General features: G+C 59.8%; 11 protein-coding genes. 7 read left to right on the top strand and 4 right to left on the bottom strand.

Annotated elements, in window-relative coordinates:
* Positions 1–27 precede the first annotated feature (27 nt).
* The 4 genes from K4O48_RS17765 to K4O48_RS17750 all read left to right on the top strand — a co-directional run bounded on the left by K4O48_RS17765 (position 28) and on the right by K4O48_RS17750 (position 7,368).
* Positions 28–1,833, top strand: a complete 1,806-nt coding sequence (locus K4O48_RS17765) for a phenylacyl-CoA dehydrogenase (protein WP_222909670.1) — start codon at positions 28–30, stop codon at positions 1,831–1,833.
* 322 nt (positions 1,834–2,155) lie between these two features.
* Positions 2,156–3,457 carry a GGDEF domain-containing protein gene (locus K4O48_RS17760; protein WP_260523657.1) on the top strand — a complete coding sequence of 434 codons (1,302 nt, stop codon included), beginning with the start codon at positions 2,156–2,158 and terminating at the stop codon, positions 3,455–3,457.
* A 103-nt stretch (positions 3,458–3,560) separates the two neighbouring features.
* Entirely contained in the window at positions 3,561–5,369 is a 1,809-nt protein-coding gene (locus K4O48_RS17755) for an acyl-CoA dehydrogenase C-terminal domain-containing protein (RefSeq protein ID WP_222909668.1), read from the top strand.
* Between the two features lie 220 nt (positions 5,370–5,589).
* Positions 5,590–7,368 (top strand): acyl-CoA dehydrogenase C-terminal domain-containing protein, encoded by a 1,779-nt coding sequence (locus K4O48_RS17750; protein ID WP_222909667.1) that lies wholly within the window; start codon positions 5,590–5,592, stop codon positions 7,366–7,368.
* A gap of 393 nt (positions 7,369–7,761) precedes the next feature.
* Here K4O48_RS17750 and msrA read toward each other — a convergent pair whose 3' ends face one another.
* On the bottom strand, positions 7,762–8,427 hold the full coding sequence (msrA, locus tag K4O48_RS17745) for a peptide-methionine (S)-S-oxide reductase MsrA (RefSeq protein ID WP_222909666.1): 666 nt from the start codon (positions 8,425–8,427) through the stop codon (positions 7,762–7,764).
* 102 nt (positions 8,428–8,529) lie between these two features.
* Positions 8,530–11,205: an EAL domain-containing protein gene (locus K4O48_RS17740; RefSeq protein WP_222909665.1), complete on the bottom strand. Its 2,676-nt coding sequence runs from the start codon at positions 11,203–11,205 to the stop codon at positions 8,530–8,532.
* Between the two features lie 90 nt (positions 11,206–11,295).
* Here K4O48_RS17740 and K4O48_RS17735 point away from each other — a divergent pair, with 90 nt between their 5' ends.
* A complete protein-coding gene (locus K4O48_RS17735) occupies positions 11,296–11,823 on the top strand; it encodes a hypothetical protein (RefSeq protein WP_222909664.1) in 528 nt (175 codons plus the stop codon).
* An 81-nt stretch (positions 11,824–11,904) separates the two neighbouring features.
* Here K4O48_RS17735 and aceF read toward each other — a convergent pair whose 3' ends face one another.
* Together aceF and aceE are read right to left on the bottom strand one after the other, a co-directional pair.
* Entirely contained in the window at positions 11,905–13,920 is a 2,016-nt protein-coding gene (aceF, locus tag K4O48_RS17730; RefSeq protein ID WP_222909663.1) for a dihydrolipoyllysine-residue acetyltransferase, read from the bottom strand.
* A gap of 24 nt (positions 13,921–13,944) precedes the next feature.
* The gene (aceE, locus tag K4O48_RS17725) at positions 13,945–16,590 is read right to left on the bottom strand and encodes a pyruvate dehydrogenase (acetyl-transferring), homodimeric type (RefSeq protein WP_222909662.1); all 2,646 of its coding nucleotides are present in this window, start codon (positions 16,588–16,590) and stop codon (positions 13,945–13,947) included.
* 276 nt (positions 16,591–16,866) lie between these two features.
* Between aceE and glnE the strand changes: the two genes are divergently transcribed.
* Positions 16,867–19,812 (top strand): bifunctional [glutamate--ammonia ligase]-adenylyl-L-tyrosine phosphorylase/[glutamate--ammonia-ligase] adenylyltransferase, encoded by a 2,946-nt coding sequence (gene glnE, locus K4O48_RS17720; protein ID WP_222909661.1) that lies wholly within the window; start codon positions 16,867–16,869, stop codon positions 19,810–19,812.
* Positions 19,813–19,855: 43 nt separating this feature from the next.
* Positions 19,856–20,779, top strand: a complete 924-nt coding sequence (ilvE, locus tag K4O48_RS17715; protein ID WP_222909660.1) for a branched-chain-amino-acid transaminase — start codon at positions 19,856–19,858, stop codon at positions 20,777–20,779.
* Positions 20,780–20,812 lie beyond the last annotated feature (33 nt).

Raw genomic sequence — 20,812 nt, 5'->3', positions numbered from 1 at the left:
CAAGAACCCACCGTTGAGGTTTACGATATGCCTGACTACAAGGCCCCCTTGCGCGATATCCGCTTTGTACGTGACGAATTGCTCGGCTACGAAGCGCACTATCAGAGCCTTCCGGGTTGCGAAGACGCCACCCCGGACATGGTCAACGCCATTCTCGATGAAGGCGCTAAGTTCTGTGAGCAGGTGATCGCTCCCCTCAACCGCGTGGGTGATATCGAAGGCTGTACTTGGAGCGAAAGTGGCGTGAAGACGCCGACGGGTTTCAAGGAAGCCTACCAACAGTTTGTCGAAGGCGGCTGGCCGAGCCTGGCTCATGACGTCGAGCATGGTGGTCAAGGCTTGCCAGAGTCGCTTGGCATGGCTGTCAGCGAGATGATTGGCGAAGCCAACTGGTCCTGGGGCATGTACCCCGGCCTGTCCCACGGTGCGATGAACACCCTGCACGAGCACGGCACGCCCGAGCAGCAGCAGACCTATCTGACCAAATTGGTCTCCGGCGAGTGGACCGGTACCATGTGTCTGACCGAGCCGCATTGCGGCACTGACCTGGGCATGCTGCGCACCAAGGCCGAGCCTCAGGCCGACGGCAGCTACAAGGTATCCGGCACCAAGATCTTTATCTCCGCTGGTGAACACGACATGGCCGATAACATCGTCCATATCGTTCTGGCTCGGCTGCCCGATGCGCCGGCTGGCACCAAGGGCATCTCCCTGTTCATCGTGCCCAAGTTTCTGCCTAACGCCGAAGGCGGTGTGGGCGAGCGCAACGGCGTGTCCTGTGGCTCCCTGGAACACAAGATGGGTATCCACGGCAACGCTACCTGCGTGATGAACTTCGACGGCGCCACCGGCTTCCTGATCGGTCCGCCGAACAAGGGCCTGAACTGCATGTTCACCTTCATGAATACCGCGCGTCTGGGCACGGCTCTGCAAGGTCTGGCCCATGCCGAAATCGGCTTCCAGGGTGGCATCAAGTACGCTCGCGAGCGTCTGCAGATGCGCTCACTGACTGGCCCGAAAGCACCGGAAAAAGCCGCTGATCCGATCATCGTGCATCCGGACGTGCGCCGCATGCTGCTGACTATGAAGGCCTTCGCCGAAGGCAACCGCGCGATGCTCTACTTCGCGGCCAAGCAGGTCGACATCACTCAGCGCAGCCAGGACGAAGAACAGCGCAAGGCGGCCGACGCGATGCTCGCGTTCCTGACTCCGATCGCCAAGGCCTTCATGACCGAAGTCGGCTTCGAAGCGGCCAACCACGGCGTGCAGATCTATGGCGGCCACGGCTTCATCGCCGAGTGGGGCATGGAGCAGAACGTGCGCGACAGCCGCATCTCCTGCCTGTACGAAGGCACCACTGGCATCCAGGCGCTCGACCTGCTGGGTCGCAAGGTGCTGATGACCCAGGGCGAGGCGCTGAAAGGCTTCACCAAGGTGGTACATAAGTTCTGCCAGGCCAACGAAGGCAACGAGTCGGTCAAGCAGTTCGTCGAGCCGCTGGCCAAGCTGAACAAGGAGTGGGGCGACCTGACCATGAAGGTCGGCATGGCTGCCATGAAGAACCGCGAAGAAGTTGGGGCCGCCTCGGTGGATTACCTGATGTACTGCGGTTACGCCTGCCTGGCGTACTTCTGGGCCGACATGGCGCGTCTGGCATCCGAGAAGATCGCAGCCGGCGAAGACACCGACGGCTTCTACACCGCCAAGGTGCAGACCGCGCGTTTCTATTTCCAGCGCATCCTGCCGCGTACGCGCACTCACGTCGAAGCCATGCTGTCCGGTGCTGACAACCTGATGGACATGGACGAAGCGCACTTCGAGCTCGCGTACTAACGCCGTACCGCCAAGTGAAACCGCTGTATTCGGTGGTTTCCGGCTGTTGACGAAACCCGCCTTGATGGCGGGTTTCGTCTTTCTGCGTGAACGATTTGGTGCGCTTCGCTCGGGTAGGGACGCTCTACAGTCACGAGCAACCTTTGCATCTTGACGCGCCGCTTATCTCAAAGCGCTACACCGTTTTTGGATGCTTTTTCTCTGCTCGGATTGCCGTTGGACTCTCTACCGAGATAACCGCGCCGGCTCTGCCTGCTTAACGGGTGCTAGTGTGATCGAGTGCTGGCACAATGCTTTCTCTCGCGACTTCGCCGGAGCCATCGTGCCTCATCTGAGCGCCGCCCGCTTTCTCAGTCATTTTTACGCGCCGTTGGGTTTGTTGCTGGGCGGGCTGGTGGCTGCGCAGCAGTCAAGTCTCAATGAGTTCTTCACCTCGCTGTTCAACGTCCTGCCCACCGTTCTGCTGCTGCTTGGCGGCGCGTTCTGCATCGCCTATGGGCGAATGCGCGAGGCCAGCCTGCTGCTGCTGATCTATCTTGCTTATTTCCTGCTCGATACCCAGGCGGACCACTACCGCATCAGCGACGCCTTGTTGCCTGAGGCGGCATTGACGTTCCATCTCTGCAGCCTGCTGCTGCCGGCGCTTTATGGCGTGTATGGACTTTGGCTGGAGCGCGCCCACTTCTTGCAGGATGGGCTGGCGCGGATTGCTGTGCTGTTTGCCGTTGTGGCTGTCGCAGTGGCGTTGGCCCGGCGGTTTCCTCATGCCTTGATCGACTGGCTGACGAGGGTCCGTTGGCCTTCGTGGTCTATCGAGCTGCAGTTGATCCAATTGGCCTATCCGGTGTTTCTTGTGGTGCTGGTCGCGTTGCTGGTGCAGTACCTGCGGCGACCTCGGCCCGTCCACGCAGCGCAGTTGATCGTTTTGATAGGCCTGCTGACTATGCTGCCGCAGGTGTTCAGTAAGACCGGCGCGCTTAATGTTATGAGCAGCCTGACAATGCTGACGTTGTTTGTCGCCGTCGCGCAGGAGGCCTACCAAATGGCGTTCCGTGACGAGCTGACCGGGCTTCCGGGGCGTCGGGCGCTTAACGAGCGCCTGCAGCGATTGGGACGGAACTACGTGATCGCGATGGCAGACGTGGACCGCTTCAAGGCATTTAACGATACCCATGGCCACGACGTGGGTGATCAGGTTTTGCGCCTCGTGGCGAGCCGGCTGCGTAAAGTCGGTGGTGGTGGGCGAGCCTATCGTTACGGCGGCGAGGAGTTCGCGCTGGTTTTTCCTGGTCGCGATCTGCATCAGTGTTTGCCGCACTTGGAGGCGGTACGGCAAGCGGTTGAAGGCCAGCCGCTGCAGCTACGCGACAAGGCCAGCCGTCCCAAGGACGCGGATCATGGCCGGCAGCGTCGAGGCAGCGGCGCCGCGGGCTCTGTTTCGGTAACCGTCAGCATCGGTGTTGCCGAGCGCCTGGAGACACAGCGAAGCCCCGACGACGTCATAAAATCCGCCGACCAAGCGCTGTACGCAGCCAAAGGAGCGGGCCGTAACTGTGTACGGGTGCATGGAGACAACCGCCGCGGTGCTGTCCGCACTGCGAGGCAGGCGGCGACCGGCACGTGAGCGGTTATGACGGCGCATTCATCGCTTGCACTCTCGTTGTTGCGGGCCAGATCTCCCGGTAGCGTGCCGCTGACACAACGAACAGCGCCGTCTGGAGATTGATATGCCCGCCTACAAGGCCCCGTTGCGCGACATGCGCTTTCTGATCGATGACGTCTTTGACTTCCACGGCAGTTACGCAGCTAATGGCGCCGAAGACGCCACGCCGGACATGGTCAATGCCATTATCGAGGAGGGTGCCAAGTTCTGTGAGCAGGTCCTTGCGCCGCTGAACCGCAGCGGTGACGAGGAGGGCTGTCACTTCGACAACGGTGTCGTGACCACGCCTAAAGGGTTCAAAGAGGCCTTCGCGCAGTATGCCGAGGGTGGCTGGATGGGCTTGGCTTCGGATCCGGCGTATGGCGGCCAAGGGTTGCCGCACTCGTTGGGACTAGTAGTCGGGGAGATGGTTGGCTCGGCCAATACCTCTTTCGGCATGTATCCAGGCCTCACCCACGGAGCAATGGCCGCGATTGGCGCACACGGCACTGAGGAACAGAAGCAGACCTACCTGACCCGGATGACCGAAGGTCGTTGGACCGGCACCATGTGCCTGACCGAGCCGCACTGCGGAACAGACCTGGGCATCATCAAGACCCGCGCTGTACCCCAGACCGATGGTAGCTACTTGATCAGCGGCACCAAGATCTTCATCTCCGCCGGCGAGCACGACATGAGCGAGAACATCGTGCACCTGGTACTGGCCAAGCTGCCCGATGCGCCCGCCGGAACCAAGGGTATCTCGCTGTTCATCGTGCCCAAATTCTTACCGAAAGCGGGCATGCCGGACGCCGCCGGAAGCGTGGGCGAGCGCAATGGCGTCGCCTGCGGCTCCATCGAGCACAAGATGGGCATCAAGGCGTCAGCCACCTGCGTGATCAATTTCGATGGCGCCACTGGCTTCCTTATAGGCGAGCCGAACAAAGGCCTGAACTGCATGTTCACGATGATGAATCATGCCCGTCTGGGTACCGGCATGCAGGGGCTGTGCAACGGCGAGGCGAGCTTTCAGGGCGCGATCCAGTACGCTAACGAGCGGCTGCAGATGCGCTCGCTGACTGGTGTGAAATTCCCCGACAAGCCGGCCGATCCGATCATCGTTCATCCGGACGTGCGACGCATGCTCCTGACGATGAAAGCGTTCAACGAGGGCAACCGAGCGCTGGCCTATTTCACGGCCCAACTGCTCGATCAGATCCACAGCCCGAATGAAGCCAAGCGCCAGGAGGCCGAAGCCCTGCTCGCGTTCCTCACGCCGGTCTGTAAAGCCTTTATGACGGACACGGGGCTGGAGGTCACCAACCTAGGCATGCAGGTGTTCGGCGGTCACGGTTATATCCGTGAGTGGGGCATGGAGCAGTTGGTGCGTGACTGCCGCATTGCACCGATTTACGAAGGCACCAACGGGATTCAGGCACTCGACCTGCTCGGTCGTAAGGTGTTGGGCAGCCAGGGCAAGCTGATGCTCGGCTTTACCAAGATGGTGCACAGGTTCTGCGAGGCCAACACTCAACATCCTCAGCTACATGCCTATGTGGAGCAGCTGGCGGGCATCAACCGCGACCTCGGCGAAATCACCCAACGGATCGGCATCGCGGCGATGAAGAACGCTGATGAGGTCGGGGCCGCATCGGTCGACTACCTCATGTACTGCGGCTATTTGATTCTGGGTTATTTCTGGCTGCGTATGGCTGTGGTTGCGCAGAGCAAGCTGGAGGCTGCTACTGGAGATACGGCTTTTTACCAAGCTAAATTAACCACTGCTGAGTTTTACTTCACTCGGCTGCTGCCTCGTACCGCGGCCCATAAGGCAGCGATCGAGGCGGGCAGCGCCAGTCTGATGAGGCTTGCAGCGGACCAGTTTGTCTTCTGATCCATTTGTGTACAGCAAGCCCGCCAAGCGCGGGCTTCTTTGTTTTGGACCGTCGTCACGGCTCATGAGGGCCCATTCGCAAACGAAGTGAACTCCTGCGTCGAGATGGAAACCATTTGGTCATTTTAAGACGCTTCGGGCGCTGAATCGTCTTCAGTTAGACTCGCGAAACTGCTGCGGCCAATCGGCCGGGTGACACGTTTTCTGCGAGGTCTTTTCCATGGCTGACTACAAAGCACCGCTGCGCGACATGCGTTTCGTTCTGAATGAAGTCTTCGACGCCCCGGCGCTCTGGCAGACGCTGCCAGCGCTGGCGGAAGTTGTCGATGCTGAAACCGCTGAGGCCATTCTCGAGGAAGCAGGCAAGATCACGGCGAATACCATCGCGCCGCTCAACCGCAGTGGTGATGAAGAAGGTTGTCACTGGAAAGATGGCGCGGTCTCGACGCCCGCAGGTTATCCGCAAGCCTATCGCTTGTATGCCGAAGGCGGCTGGGTCGGTGTAGGCGGTGACCCAGCCTACGGTGGCATGGGCATGCCCAAGGCGATTTCGGCCCAGGTCGAAGAGATGATGAACTCGGCCAGCCTGGCGTTCGGTCTGTACCCGATGCTGACCTCCGGCGCTTGTCTGTCGATCTACGCCCACGCCAGTGAAGAGCTGAAACAGAAATACCTGCCGAACATGTACGCAGGCGTCTGGTCCGGTTCGATGTGCCTGACCGAGCCACATGCTGGCACCGACCTCGGCATCATTCGCACCAAGGCCGAGCCGCAGGCCGACGGTACGTACAAGGTCAGTGGTACCAAGATTTTCATCACTGGCGGCGAACACGACCTGACCGAGAACATCATTCACTTGGTATTGGCCAAGCTTCCCGATGCGCCAGCCGGCTCGCGTGGTATCTCCTTGTTCCTCGTACCCAAGGTGATGGTCAACGACGATGGCAGCCTGGGTGAGCGCAACAGCCTGAGCTGCGGCTCCATCGAGCACAAGATGGGCATCCAGGCGTCGGCGACCTGCGTCATGAACTTCGACGGCGCCATCGGCTGGATGGTCGGCGAGCCGAACAAAGGCTTGGCGGCGATGTTCACCATGATGAACTACGAGCGTCTGGGCGTTGGTATCCAGGGCCTCTCTACCGGAGAGCGTTCCTACCAGAGTGCCATCGAGTATGCGCGTGACCGCATCCAGAGCCGCGCGCCGACCGGGCCGGTCGCTCAGGATAAGGCCGCTGACCCGATTATCGTGCACCCGGACGTGCGCCGCATGCTGCTCACCATGAAAGCGTTGAACGAAGGAGGGCGCGCATTTTCCAGCTACGTGGCGCTGCAGCTGGATATCGCCAAGTTCAGTGATGCTGCTGAAGCTCGGCAGCGTGCCGAAGCCCAGGTGGCCTTGTTAACTCCGGTAGCCAAAGCCTTCCTGACCGACATGGGGCTGGAAACCACCGTTCATGGCCAGCAGATCTTCGGCGGGCACGGCTTTATTCGCGAGTGGGGTCAGGAACAGCTGGTACGCGACTGCCGTATCACCCAGATCTACGAGGGCACCAACGGCATCCAGGCGCTTGATCTTTTAGGGCGCAAGGTTGTTGGCAGCGGTGGCGAGCTATATCAGGCATTTGCTGATGAGATACGCCACTACTGCGCTGAAGCAGGCCCGGAGCTTGCGGAGTTCGTAGCGCCGCTCAAGGCTGCACTGGAGAACCTGGACGCGCTGACTGCGTTCGTGCTCGATAGCGCGAAGGATAACCCTAACGAAATCGGCGCGGCCTCGGTGGAGTATCTGCAGGTGTTCGGCTACACCGCCTACGCCTACATGTGGGCGCGGATGGCCGCTGCAGCGCTGGGCAAGCAAGAGCAGGACGACTTCTATGCGAGCAAGCTCGGCACGGCGCGTTTCTACTTCGCGCGCTTGCTGCCTCGCATCCATTCGCTCAGCGCATCGGTCCGTGCGGGCAGCGACTCGCTGTACCTGCTCGACGCTGCGCAATTCTGAGCGGGTTAATCCGTACAGGCATAATGAAATTAATTGGCCAGTTTTGGGAACAAAGCGCCACTACTTCAGTCATAGATCTGCATCATTTGTAGGCCATGACTTACAAGCTGAACCAGGGACTGGCTTTCTTGTAAGTCATTGCTTACAAAGTGTGGTGCAAATTGCTACTACAGGTTTATCTGACCGGGCGGTAGTCTTTTGCGTGAAGGACGCCGCGTAGGGAAGCGCGTAGAAAAAACATGGAAGCGTAGCGGAACGACGCCAGGACGGCGCAAGTCACGGATGTCAGGATTCAGTCTGCAAAGGCCCCGCTTCGGCGGGGTTTTCTTTGTCTGATCAACACAAGCACGGCCTGGCTCAAGCCTGGATCCGCGTGCATCCGGATGCCAGGCATTAATGCTCTAGCTGGCCCTCAGCAGGCATGCACACGCCGGTGCCCCCGAGCCCACAGTAACCGCCTGGGTTCTTCGCCAGATACTGCTGATGATAGGCCTCGGCGTAATAGAACGACGGGGCTTCGGCAATCTCCGTGGTGATGTTGCCGAGCCCGTGCTTCTCTAGCTCCGCTTGAAAGCGTGCCTCGCTCGCTTGGGCGGCTGTCAGCTGGGCTGCATCGAAGCAGTAAATCGCCGAGCGATATTGGGTGCCAATATCATTGCCCTGACGCATGCCTTGGGTTGGGTTGTGTGCCTCCCAGAACAACCTGAGCAGGTCGTCATAAGAAATCTGCTGCGGATCGAACACCACCAACACCGCTTCGGTATGTCCAGTAAGACCGGAACACACTTCTTCATAAGTCGGGTTTGGCGTGTGTCCCCCCGCATAGCCGGCGGCGGTAGTCCAAACGCCCGGTTGCTCCCAGAATCGCCGCTCGGCTCCCCAGAAGCACCCCATGGCAAATACGGCCTGCTGTAGATGACCCGGGAATGGGGGTTGAAGCGCGTTTCCATTGACGAAATGAGTAGGTGGTACAGGGACGGGTGTTGCTCGTCCGGGCAGAGCTTGTCCTGCGTCCGGGAGTGCCTGTTTATGAACAAGAATTTGCGAGCGCAGAGTCATTTGAGTCCTCGATCCTTGGTAAACGTATGGGCTGGTCGAAGCCTAGGCTACCAAGCGAACAAAACCAAAGCGCTTTCTCCGTGACGATAGCTGACCGAAGGCTCAGAGCCAGTTCGGGTAGCGGCGCAGCGAGCAGGCGAGCTGTGCGCCTGGAATTGGCTTGTCGAACAGGTAGCCCTGACCGATATCGCAGCGTTGGTGGCGTAGAAAGGCCAGCTGCTCGGTTGTCTCGATGCCTTCGGCAACTACCTTCAGGTTAAGGTTTCGGGCCATGGCGATCACCGCGGAGGTAATTTCAATGTCGTCCTGGTTGCCGGGGATATCCTTGATGAAGCTTCGGTCGATCTTGATCACGTCGATGGGAAACTTCTTCAAATAGCTCAGCGACGAATAGCCAGTCCCGAAGTCGTCCATCGCTAACGTGACACCAAGCGCTTTCAGGCCTATCAACTGCTGTCGCGTTTCCTCGGTCGCTTCGAGGAGCAGGCTTTCTGTCAGTTCCAGCTCCAGGCAGCCTGACGGCAGTCGCTCTTCAGCAAGTATGGCCGCGATCGAGCCGACTAGATCGGGGTCGGAAAACTGTTTTGGCGATAGGTTGATCGCCATCTTGGGCGCGCCGACACCCAGGGCAGCGAGCTGCAAACCCATCCGGCAGGCCTCTTGAGCCACCCATTTGCCGATGGGAATGATCAGTCCGGTTTCTTCAGCCACGCTTATGAACTGATCAGGACGGATCATGCCTTTCTCGGGATGATTCCAGCGCAGCAACGCCTCCAACCCCTGTAGCCGCCCGGTACGCAGGCAGAGCTTGGGTTGGTAGAACACTTCCAGCTCGTTCTGCACCAGTGCGCGGCGCAGGTTGTTTTCCACGAACAGCTTGTAGTTCGCTTCAGCATGCAGGGCTTCGGTGAACACCTGAACCTGATTCTTCCCGTTTGCCTTGGCTCTGTGCAGGGCTTGGCCGGCGTGTTTCATCAGCGTTTCCGGGTCGGTGCCGTGCAGTGGCGAACACGCAAGGCCGAGCGAAGCGCTGACGCTGATCAGCTGCTTATCGACGAATAGCGGCTTGTCCAGAATGCGCAGCACCTGGTGTGCCAGATGCTGTCCTTCCTCCAGGCCCATGTCGTCGAGTAGCAGGGCAAACTCGTTGCTGGCAAAGCGCGCTAGCACGCTGTCGCGGTTCAGGCTGTTGCGCAGACGTCGGGCCAGGCTAGCCAGCAATTTGTCGCCGGTCTGGTGCCCCAAACTGTCGTTGATGCGCTTGAAGTTGTCGATGTCTACCAACAGCAGGCACAGCTGCGGCTCATTGCTATTGGCGAAACGCTCTTCGATGCTACGGATAAAAAACGGTCTGTTTCCGAGGCTGGTGAGGTTGTCGGTATAGGCCAGGCGTTCGATGTGCTGCTGCGCCAGCTTGCTATGTGTGATGTCTTCGTAAATGCCGATGTAATGCGTCAGTTCGCCATTCTCGCCGTAGACCTTGGAGATCGACAGTTGGCCCCAATAGGGTTCGAGATTTTTGCGACGGCTACGAAACTCGCCCTGCCAGCTGTTGCTGTTGGCCAGACTGGAGGAGGTGTCGAAAAGCAGTTCGCTGAGGTTTTCCAACGTGCTCAGCTCGGTAAGGCGACGCCCTCGAACCTCCTCGGCGGAGTATTGAGTGATGGCCGTAAAGCTCGGGTTGACGTAATCCACGACACCGTTCCTGTCGACCAGGATGAACGCGCTTGCGCTCTGTTCTACTGCCCGCTGAAAAAGGTGCAGTGTATGGGTGGCGCTCAATCTCTGTTGGTTGGCGAGTACTTGTGCGTACTGATCGGCCAGTTCACCGGCAAACGCCACCTCGTCTGGATGCCAGACGCGCGTGCTGCCTGAATGCTCCAGGCAGAGCACGCCAATGACATCGCCGCCGACGCGAATGGTCGCGTCCAGTGTCGACGTGATACCCCGTGTGTCGAAAAAGCCGCCGGCCAGTTCCTGAGTGCGCGGGTCCAGAAGGACGTTTGCCACGACAATCGCACGACCGCTGTGAAGGGCTTCCACGTAGCGGGGGCACTTGGACAGGTCTAGCGGCGGCGGGTATTCGTGGCTGTCGATATCACGACGATAAGCCGCGACTGTTTCGAGCTGGTTATTGTTGATGTGCCAGATAGCGGCTCGCGCAATGCCGTAGGCTTCGCTAGCGGCCTGAGTGATCAGCTGCGCAGCTTCCAATTGTGGATTGGATGAGCTGTATCGGTGCCGTGCCAAGCGCACAATGAGGTTCTGTTGCGCACGCGAGCGGATGAGGTGCTCGAGGTGCACATCCGTTGTTTGCGTTCCGGAATTCGGAAGCTGACCGAGCGCCGAATCAGTCAGTTGTGGGCTTGACGCAGCTTCCGTCGAATGCGGCTGTACTATCAGGTAGCCACGCAGCAATTCTCGACCATACTGATGACAGACTTCACCAATCTCGAGCAGATCCAGCAGGCCATTCGCCGTATGCAGGCAATAGCGGATGGAATAATGGCCTTGGGTGGCCAGTTGGGCCTGGACGAGGTCGTGCGCTTGTAGGCGCAACGCGGGCTCCATCAGGCTGGCGTAGGGCGACTCGATCAGCGAACACAACTCGTGAGCCGGTTGTCCCAGATGACGCTCACACGCAGGATCAAGATAGAGCAGGGCCCAACTGGACTCGTTCAAACGCTCGAAGCGCAGCATTCCGAGCCTGGAAGGCACTGGCAACTGCGTCACAACCTCGGTCGCCAGACGACTGGCGGCATCGGTATGTATTTTCATCGAGCGGTTTGCTTCCAGTATGCTGCGAGAATCGCTTCGCTAGCTGCAAAAAAGATGGCTAAATAATATTAGATAACGCAAGGGTGCATCATGCGAAAGGGACTGACAAGCCAGCTTTCAACGTTACTGTTAATCTCATTGTTCCTGGGTGTCAGCGTACCGCTGCAAGCGGTTGAGTCAAATACGTTGGACTCCGCTGAATCGGCCAATTACCTGGCCGAACTCAAGGCGCTCTATCTTACCTCGAATGAACGAAAAGCCCTGCTTACTCACAGTAATGCCTTGCTGGGGACACATGCCTTAAAGGCCGCGTTCCAAGTCGGGCAGCCCAATCCGCAAGACATGAACTATCGCCTGAGCGTGGGTGCACCGGGAGAATTAAGGATTCGCGAAGAGCGTCGCGATGCCTCAGGGAATATCGCGGTACGCAACCGCAGTTTTTCGGTGTTCGGCATGGATCCGTATCTTCAATACCAATGCCCGCCTCAAGGTATCGTCTGTGAGATTGCGAGTCCTGCAGGCGGTGACCCGTGGTTGACCATTCTGCGAGATCCGAAAGGTGCTGAGGAGCTGGCAAAAGCGTTGTCTTTTCTGATCCGGAACCTGCAAAAAGGATAAATGAGCTCGCTTCGGTAGTGCCGTTCACTGATGACCCATTAAAAAACCCGCCAGATGGCGGGTTTTTTCTTTGCTAATCGCTCAAAGCAACATCGTGCGGATATCTGCGAGCAGCTCGGACAGGCGCTTGGTAAAACGCGCTGCCGCAGCGCCGTTGATGACGCGATGGTCATAGGACAGCGACAACGGCAGCATCAGGCGAGGCTGGAAAGCCTTGCCATCCCACACGGGCTGCATGGCGGCCTTCGAAACGCCCAGGATCGCCACTTCCGGTGCATTCACGATCGGCGTGAAGCCGGTGCCGCCAATGTGGCCAAGGCTGGAAATGGTGAAGCAGGCACCCTGCATGGCATCTGGAGACAGCTTCTTGGTGCGGGCTTTCTCGGCCAACTCCGCCGCTTCGCCCGCCAGTTGCAGCAAGCTCTTCTGGTCCACGTTCTTGATGACCGGAACCATCAAGCCGTCCGGTGTATCCACCGCAAAGCCAACATGCACGTACTTCTTGCGAATCAAGGCCTTGCCGCTGGGTGCCAGCGAGCTGTTGAAGTCTGGCAGTTCTCTGAGCAAGTGTGCGCAGGCCTTGAGCAACAGCGGCAGCACGGTGAGCTTGACGCCAGCCTTCTCAGCGATGGCCTTCTGCGCAACACGGAAGGCCTCCAGCTCGGTGATATCGGCTGACTCGAATTGGGTCACGTGGGGGACGTTTAGCCAGCTGCGGTGCAGGTTCGCGGCGCCGACCTGCATCAGGCGGGTCATCGGTACTTCTTCGATCTCACCAAAGCGGCTGAAGTCGATAGTCGGGATCGAAGGAATGCCTGCGCCACCCGCAGCGCCTTCTGCCGGCGCCTGCTTGGCTTTGGACATCATGGTCTTGACGTAAGCCTGGACGTCTTCCTTGAGAATCCGGCCTTTGGGCCCAGTGCCCGTGACATCTGCCAGTTCTACACCGAATTCCCGTGCGGTCATGCGCACGGCCGGACCGGCGTGCACCTTGGTGCCTGCCTTGCTCGGGCCGCTGACCGTTGGGGCCGGCGTCGCGGCCGCCTTGGCTTCTGGTACGCCTTGCTTGTTTGGCGCAACCGCCTGTTGCTGCGATACCGCCTCTTCCTGCGGCTGGGGTTTCGCCTCGGTCTTTTTCGCGGGTGCTGCGCCTGCGACTTTCAGGGTAAGGATCAAGTCGCCGGTCTTTGCCTCGTCACCGACCTTGATCGACAGGGATTCCACCACGCCGGCCTTCGGCGCGGGGATTTCCATGCTCGCCTTGTCCGACTCCAGCGTAATCAGTGACTGATCCGCTTCGACGCTGTCTCCGGCCTTGACCATGACTTCAATGACGTTTGCGCTGCCACTGGAGCCGATGTCAGGTATCCGCACTTCTTCCACGGATTCGCCCGCCGCTTCATTAGGCTCTTCAGCCGCGTGCTCGGTGAGCTTTTCCTTGGGAGCGCTCGCTGCCTGGTCTGCGGTTGGCGTACTCGCTGTCGGCTTGCTTTGCGCTGCTCCCTTGAGCATAAGGATCAGATCGCCAGTGCCGACTTCGTCGCCTATTTTCACCGAAATGCTCTCAACCACACCTGCAGCTGGAGACGGAATCTCCATGCTGGCCTTGTCGGACTCAAGCGTGATCAACGCCTGCTCGGCGGCGATGGTGTCGCCGGGCTTGACCGAAATTTCGATCACGCTGGCTTTGCCTGAAGAGCCGATGTCCGGAACCTTGATTTCTTGCGACTCGCCTTCTTCGGCAGAAGCCGAAGGATTCTCATCGCCCGGAGGCGTAGGCGCTTCGGTTTCGTCCGCCGGGCCGCCGGTAGCGGCGCCCGCTGGCTCGGCTTCGGCTTGGGCTTCGGCCTCGCTTGCCTGGCCTTCCTCGCTTTCCAGTTCCAGCAGGTCATCGCCTTCCTTCAGGCGGTCGCCCAGCTTGACCTTCAAGGCTTTCACGACGCCCGCCTTGGGCGCCGGAATCTCCATGCTGGCCTTGTCGGACTCGAGCGTCAGGATGCTCTGGTCGGCTTCGATACGGTCACCGACCTTGACGAACAACTCGATTACTTCACCCTCACCGCTGCCGATGTCGGGTACGCGTATGGTTTCACTCACGATAGGTTCTCCTGTGCGCACGCATCAGCAATCCAGAGGATTGCGCTTCTCGGGGTCGATACCGAACTCGGTGATGGCGTTGGCCACCACGGTGCGTTCGATGGCGCCGCGATCGGCGAGTGCCTGCAGGGCGGCGACAGCGACCCAGCGACGGTCGACTTCGAAGAAGTCGCGAAGCTTGGCGCGCGAGTCGCTGCGGCCGAAGCCGTCGGTGCCCAGCACCTGATATTCGCGGGATGGCACCCACTGGCGAATCTGATCGGCGAACAGCTTCATGTAGTCGGTGGAAGCGATGACTGGACCTTCGCGACCTTCCAGACACTGCTCGACATAGCTCTTGCGGGGTACATCGGTTGGGTGCAAGCGGTTCCAGTGGTCCACGGCCAGGCCATCGCGGCGCAGCTCGTTGAAGCTGGTCACGCTCCAGACGTCGGCGCCGACGCCCATCTTGGCGAGGATGTCCACCGCGGCGCGGACTTCGCGCAGGATGGAACCCGAACCCAACAGCTGTACGCGGTGCTTGAAGTCGCCCTTGGCTTCTTCGAGCAGGTACATGCCTTTGATGATGCCTTCTTCGACACCTTCTGGCATGGCTGGCTGCTGGTAGTTCTCGTTCATCACGGTGATGTAGTAGTAGACGCTCTTCTGCAGCTCCATCATCTCGTGCATGCCGTGATGCATGATCACTGCCAGCTCATAGCCGTAGGTGGGGTCATAGCTGCGGCAGTTGGGGATGGTGCTGGCGAGGATGTGGCTGTGCCCGTCCTCGTGCTGCAGGCCTTCGCCGTTCAACGTGGTGCGCCCGGAGGTGCCGCCCAGCAGGAAGCCGCGGGTCTGTGCATCACCCGCCGCCCAGGCCAGGTCGCCGATACGCTGGAAGCCGAACATCGAATAGAAGATGTAGACCGGCAGCATCGGCTGGTTGTAGTTGCTGTAGGCGGTACCGGCGGCCATGAAGGAGGAGAAGGCGCCCGCTTCGTTGAGACCTTCCTGCAGGATTTGCCCGTCCTGCACCTCGCGGTAGTACATCACCTGGTCGCGGTCGACCGGCTCGTACAGCTGCCCTACCGGCGAGTAGATACCCAGCTGGCGGAACATGCCTTCCATGCCGAAGGTACGCGCTTCGTCGGCGAGGATCGGCACGATGCGCTTGCCCAGGTCCTTGTCTTTGATCAGCTGCGACAAGATCCGGCCGAACGCCATGGTGGTGGAGATTTCACGGTCTCCAGAACCGTCGAGGACAGCTTTAAGCGTCTCCAGCGGCGGCGTTGGAATGCTGAAGCTCTTGGCCCGACGCTGCGGCAGCGAGCCGCCAAGTTTCTCACGGCACTTGCGCAGATATCTCATTTCTGCGCTGTCTTCGGCAGGACGATAGAACGGCAGCTCTTCGAGTTGCGAATCGTTGATCGGAATGTCGAAACGGTCGCGGAATTTCTTCAGGCTCTCGATATCGACTTTCTTGGTGTTGTGGGCGATGTTTTTCGCTTCACCGGCACCGGTGCCATAACCTTTGATGGTCTTGGCGAGAATGACGGTCGGCTGGCCTTTGTGGTTGACCGCCTGGTGATAGGCCGCATAGACCTTGTAGGGGTCGTGGCCGCCACGGTTGAGCTTCCAGACTTCCTCGTCGGACATGTTCTCGACGCGCTTGAGCAACTCCTGATCGGCCCCGAAGAAATGCTTGCGCACGTAAGCGCCGTCTTTGGCCTTGTAGTTCTGGTATTCGCCGTCGATGGCCTGATCCATGCGGCGCTGCATGCGGCCGTCTTCGTCAGCGGCGAACAGCGGATCCCACAGGCGACCCCAGACGACCTTGGTGACGTTCCAGTTGGCGCCTTTGAACACGCCTTCCAGCTCCTGAATGATCTTGCCATTGCCGCGAACCGGGCCGTCGAGGCGCTGCAGGTTGCAGTTGATGACGAACACCAGGTTGTCCAGGTTCTCGCGGCCAGCCAGGGAGATGGCGCCGAGGGTTTCCGGCTCGTCGCACTCGCCGTCGCCGATGAAGCACCAGACGCGCTGCTTGCCTTTCGGAATGAAGCCGCGGCTCTCCAGGTACTTCATGAAGCGCGCCTGGTAGATAGCCGTGATCGGGCCCAGACCCATGGATACGGTCGGGAATTGCCAGAAGTCGTTCATCAGGTGCGGGTGCGGATAGCTCGACAACCCGTGGCCATCGACTTCCTGGCGGAAGTTGAGCATCTGATCTTCGCTCAGGCGGCCTTCGAGAAAGGCGCGCGAGTAGATGCCGGGCGAGGCGTGACCCTGATAGTAGATCAGGTCGCCGCCGTGCTCCTCGGTCGGAGCCTGGAAGAAGTAGTTGAAGCCGATGTCATACAGGGTCGCGCTGGAGGCGAAGGTGGAAATGTGCCCACCCAGGTCCGGGTCCTTCAGGTTCGCGCGCATCACCATCGCCAGTGCGTTCCAGCGGACCAGGGAGCGGATACGTCGCTCCATGAACAGGTCGCCGGGCATCTTCGCTTCGCGGGTGACCGGGATGGTGTTGCGGTAGGGCGTGGTGATGCCGTAGGGCAGGGGTGTGCCACTACGGGTGGCCAGTTCACCCATCCGGGTCATCAGGTAGTGGGCGCGGTCTTCACCTTCGCGATCGAGTACTGACTCGAGGGCGTCCAGCCATTCCTGGGTTTCGACGGGATCGAGATCTTGCATGGCTTGCTCCAGGGCGGAAAGGCTTCCAGAATCGGTTGCCTGCTTCGCGGCCGGCTTTGTGAGCCGGTGCGTTTATGTTCTTGGATGATTGCCGGGGGTAGAGCCGGGCTCTGTAGTTTTACTACAAAACTTCGCCCGATTCAGCCCCTCTTTCGTATTCGTTAGTAGTAAAACTACATTGGCGGCGAATCGGCCTGATCGGCTGACTCTTGCAACAAGGGCTCTAGCCCGCCGCTGCCGCTGTCCCCGTAGCCATTTCTTGCGCTAAGGATCCATATGAGTCTGCCATTACTGGTTGCATTGCCAACGTCGCTCCAATCTTTGGTCAACCGTGCCGAGGAGACGTTCCTGAGTGCGGCGCGCGACTCATCGGCGCAGGCAAACACGCCGTTTGGCGTATGGCCTGCGGATCGACGTGAGGCGTTCAACCGGGTTTGTGCGGCCAGCGACTTTGTCACCGAACAGGTTAGCCGAGAACCAGAACTGCTGCTGAGCCTGGCGGATTCCGGGCTGCTGGAACGGTCATTGAAGACCGGCGAAATGCGCGCTGCGCTGGCCGAAGCGCTCGCTGACTGTACCGATGAAGACCGCCTGGCGAGCGCGTTGAGGCGCTTTCGCAATCGGCAGCAAGTGCGGATTATCTGGCGCGACCTGACCCGTCAGGCGGACCTAGCCGAAACCTGCGGCGATTTGTCCGACCTGGCAGATGCGTCCATTGATCTGTCCTACCAGTGGCTGTATGCGCGCCATTGCGAGCAGTTCGGCGTTCCGACCGGTCGGCGCAGTGGCAAGGCGCAGCAAATGGTCATCCTCGGTATGGGCAAGCTGGGTGCGCGCGAGCTCAATCTCTCGTCTGATATCGATTTGATTTTCGGCTATCCCGAGGGCGGTGATACGGTCGGCGCGAAGCGCTCGCTGGACAACCAAGAGTTCTTCGTCCGTCTCGGTCAGCGGCTGATCAAAGCGCTCGACGCACCGACCCTGGATGGCTTCGTGTTTCGTGTGGATATGCGCTTGCGCCCCTACGGCTCGTCCGGCTCGTTAGTGCTGAGCTTCAATGCGCTGGAGCAGTACTACCAAGACCAGGGACGTGATTGGGAACGCTACGCCATGATCAAGGCGCGCGTGGTCGCGGGGGACCAAACGGCGGGTAAAGAGCTACTCGATATGCTGCGGCCATTCGTGTATCGGCGATACCTGGACTTCTCCGCCATCGATGCGCTGCGCAGCATGAAGCAATTGATCCAGCAAGAAGTGCGACGCAAGGGTATGGCGGCCAATATCAAGCTGGGCTCTGGCGGTATTCGGGAAGTTGAGTTCATCGCCCAGGCGTTCCAGCTGATTCACGGCGGCCGCGACCTGAGTTTGCAGCAGCGGCCACTGCTAAAGGTTTTGTCGACCCTGGCGGGGCAGGGTTACCTACCCGCTGCCGCCGCCGACGAGCTGCGTGAGGGTTATGAGTTTCTGCGTTACACCGAGCATGCGCTACAGGCGATTGACGATCGCCAAACCCAGATGCTGCCGGACAGCCAGGTCGACTGCGACCGTGTCGCTTTCATCATGGGTTTCAATGATTGGGAAGCTTTTCATCAGCAGCTCCTGCACTGGCGAGGTCGAGTCGATTGGCATTTCCGTCAGGTGATTGCTGATCCGGACGAAGACGAAAGTGTCGAAGGCGAGTCTCTGGTCGGTGGCGAGTGGCTGCCGCTGTGGGAGCAGGATTGGGATGAAGAGTTCGCCTGTCGCCAGCTGAACGAGGCGGGTTTTCGCGATGGCCAGGCCGCCTGCCAGCGCCTCGCTGCGCTGCGCAGCGCCAATCAGGTGCGCACCATGCAGCGCCTTGGTCGCGAGCGACTGGATGCATTCATTCCCCGATTGTTGGCCCAGGCCGTTGAGCAGAATGACCCGGATCTGGTGCTGGAGCGCGTCCTGCCGCTCGTCGAGGCAGTTGCGCGACGGTCGGCCTACCTGGTGTTGTTGACGGAAAATCCAGGTGCCTTGCAACGGCTGCTCGAACTCTGTGCAGGCAGCCCATGGATCGCCGAGCAAATCGCTCGTTACCCGTTGTTGCTTGATGAGTTGCTAAACGCTGGTCGGTTGTTTAGTCCGCCACAGGCCCCGGAGCTCGCGGCAGAACTGCACGAGCGTCTCACGCGTATTCCTGAAGACGATCTTGAGCAGCAAATGGAGGCGCTGCGGCATTTCAAGCTGGCGCATCGCCTGCGCGTCGCGGCATCCGAGATCGCTGGCACACTGCCACTGATGAAGGTCAGCGACTATCTCACCTGGTTGGCGGAAGCGATTCTCGACCAGGTGCTGGCGTTGGCCTGGCGCCACACGGTCGCGCGCCACGGCCAGCCCAGGCGCACGAACAGTGAGTTTTGCGATCCGGCGTTCATCATTCTCGGCTACGGCAAGGTGGGTGGCATCGAGCTCGGTCACGGCTCCGATCTGGATCTTGTGTTTATCCATGATGGGGACCCCAACGCTGAAACGGATGGCCCCAAGCCAATCGACGGCGCGCAGTTCTACACCCGTTTAGGGCAGCGCATCATTCATTTACTGACTACCCAAACCACCTCCGGTCAGCTCTACGAGGTGGACATGCGGCTGCGGCCGTCGGGCGCATCCGGGCTGCTGGTCAGTTCGCTGAACGCCTTCGAACGCTACCAGACCCAGGAGGCTTGGACCTGGGAACATCAGGCGCTGGTACGCGCGCGGGTGCTGGTTGGCTGTCCGCAGCTATCCACTGATTTCGAAAGGGTGCGTGCCGCTGTGCTCGGGCAGCCGCGCGCGCTCGAGCAGTTGCGTCGAGAGGTGAGCGAGATGCGCCTGAAGATGCGCGATAACCTCGGCACCCGCTCAACCCAGGCAGGGCTCGCCGATAAGGCCTTCGAGGCAGAGGGCGAGTTCGATCTCAAGCACGACGCCGGTGGTATCGTGGATATCGAATTTATGGTGCAATACGCGGCTTTGGCGTGGTCGCACCAGCATCCGCAACTGCTGCGCTATACCGATAACATCCGCATTCTCGATGGGTTGGAGCAGGCCGGGTTGATGACCGGCGATGAGGTTCGGCTGCTGCAAGATGCCTACAAGGCGTACCGTGCCGCAGCCCACCGGCAATCACTGCAGAAACTGCCAGGCGTGGTGAGTGGGGACCAATTTCATGACGAGCGTCGTGCAGTGATGCGCATCTGGCGCGAGCTGGAGCTCAGCTGATCTCGTCTGCAACAGCATTAATCGAATTCCGAGGTGGCAATAAATGTCGATGGCCGATCGTGATGGCGTGATCTGGTATGACGGTGAGATGGTGCAGTGGCGCGATGCGACCACCCATGTGCTGACTCACACCCTGCATTACGGTATGGGCGTTTTCGAGGGTGTGCGCGCCTACAACACTCCGGCAGGCACAGCGATTTTCCGCCTCCAGGCGCACACTGATCGCCTGTTCGATTCGGCCCATATCATGAATATGAAAATGCCGTACTCGAAGGAAGAGATTAACGAGGCGACCCGCGCTGCTGTGCGTGAGAACAATCTCGAGAGCGCCTACATCCGCCCAATGGTGTTCTACGGATCAGAAGGCATGGGGCTGCGCGCCAGCGGCCTGAAGGTGCACGTGATCGTAGCCGCCTGGCATTGGGGCGCCTACATGGGCGATGAGGCGCTGGAAAAAGGTATCAAGGTGCGCACCAGCTCCTTTACGCGTCACCACGTCAACATCAGCATGACCCGCGCCAAATCCAACGGTGCCTACATCAACTCCATGCTGGCGTTGCAGGAAGCCATCTCCGGTGGAGCCGATGAGGCGCTGATGCTCGACCCGGAAGGCTATGTGGCCGAAGGCTCGGGCGAGAATATCTTCATCATCAAAGACGGCGTCATCTACACGCCCGAAGTCACGGCCTGCCTCAACGGCATCACCCGCGGCACCGTCCTTACCCTCGCCGACGAGTTGGGTATCAAGGTGGTAGAGAAGCGCATCACTCGCGACGAGGTCTACATCGCTGACGAGGCGTTCTTCACCGGCACTGCCGCTGAAGTCACGCCGATCCGTGAGGTGGATGGGCGCAATATCGGTATTGGTCGTCGTGGCCCCGTAACCGAGCGTGTGCAGAAAGCCTACTTCGATCTGGTCTCCGGCAAGACCGATGCGCACGCTGAATGGCGGACACTGGTCAAGTAAGCGTCGGGCTCGCTGCAGGCACGAGCCGCTTGA

Source organism: Pseudomonas sp. DNDY-54 (assembly GCF_019880365.1).
GTDB lineage: Bacteria > Pseudomonadota > Gammaproteobacteria > Pseudomonadales > Pseudomonadaceae > Stutzerimonas > Stutzerimonas stutzeri_P.
This window is presented reverse-complemented; position numbering and strand designations above follow the sequence as displayed.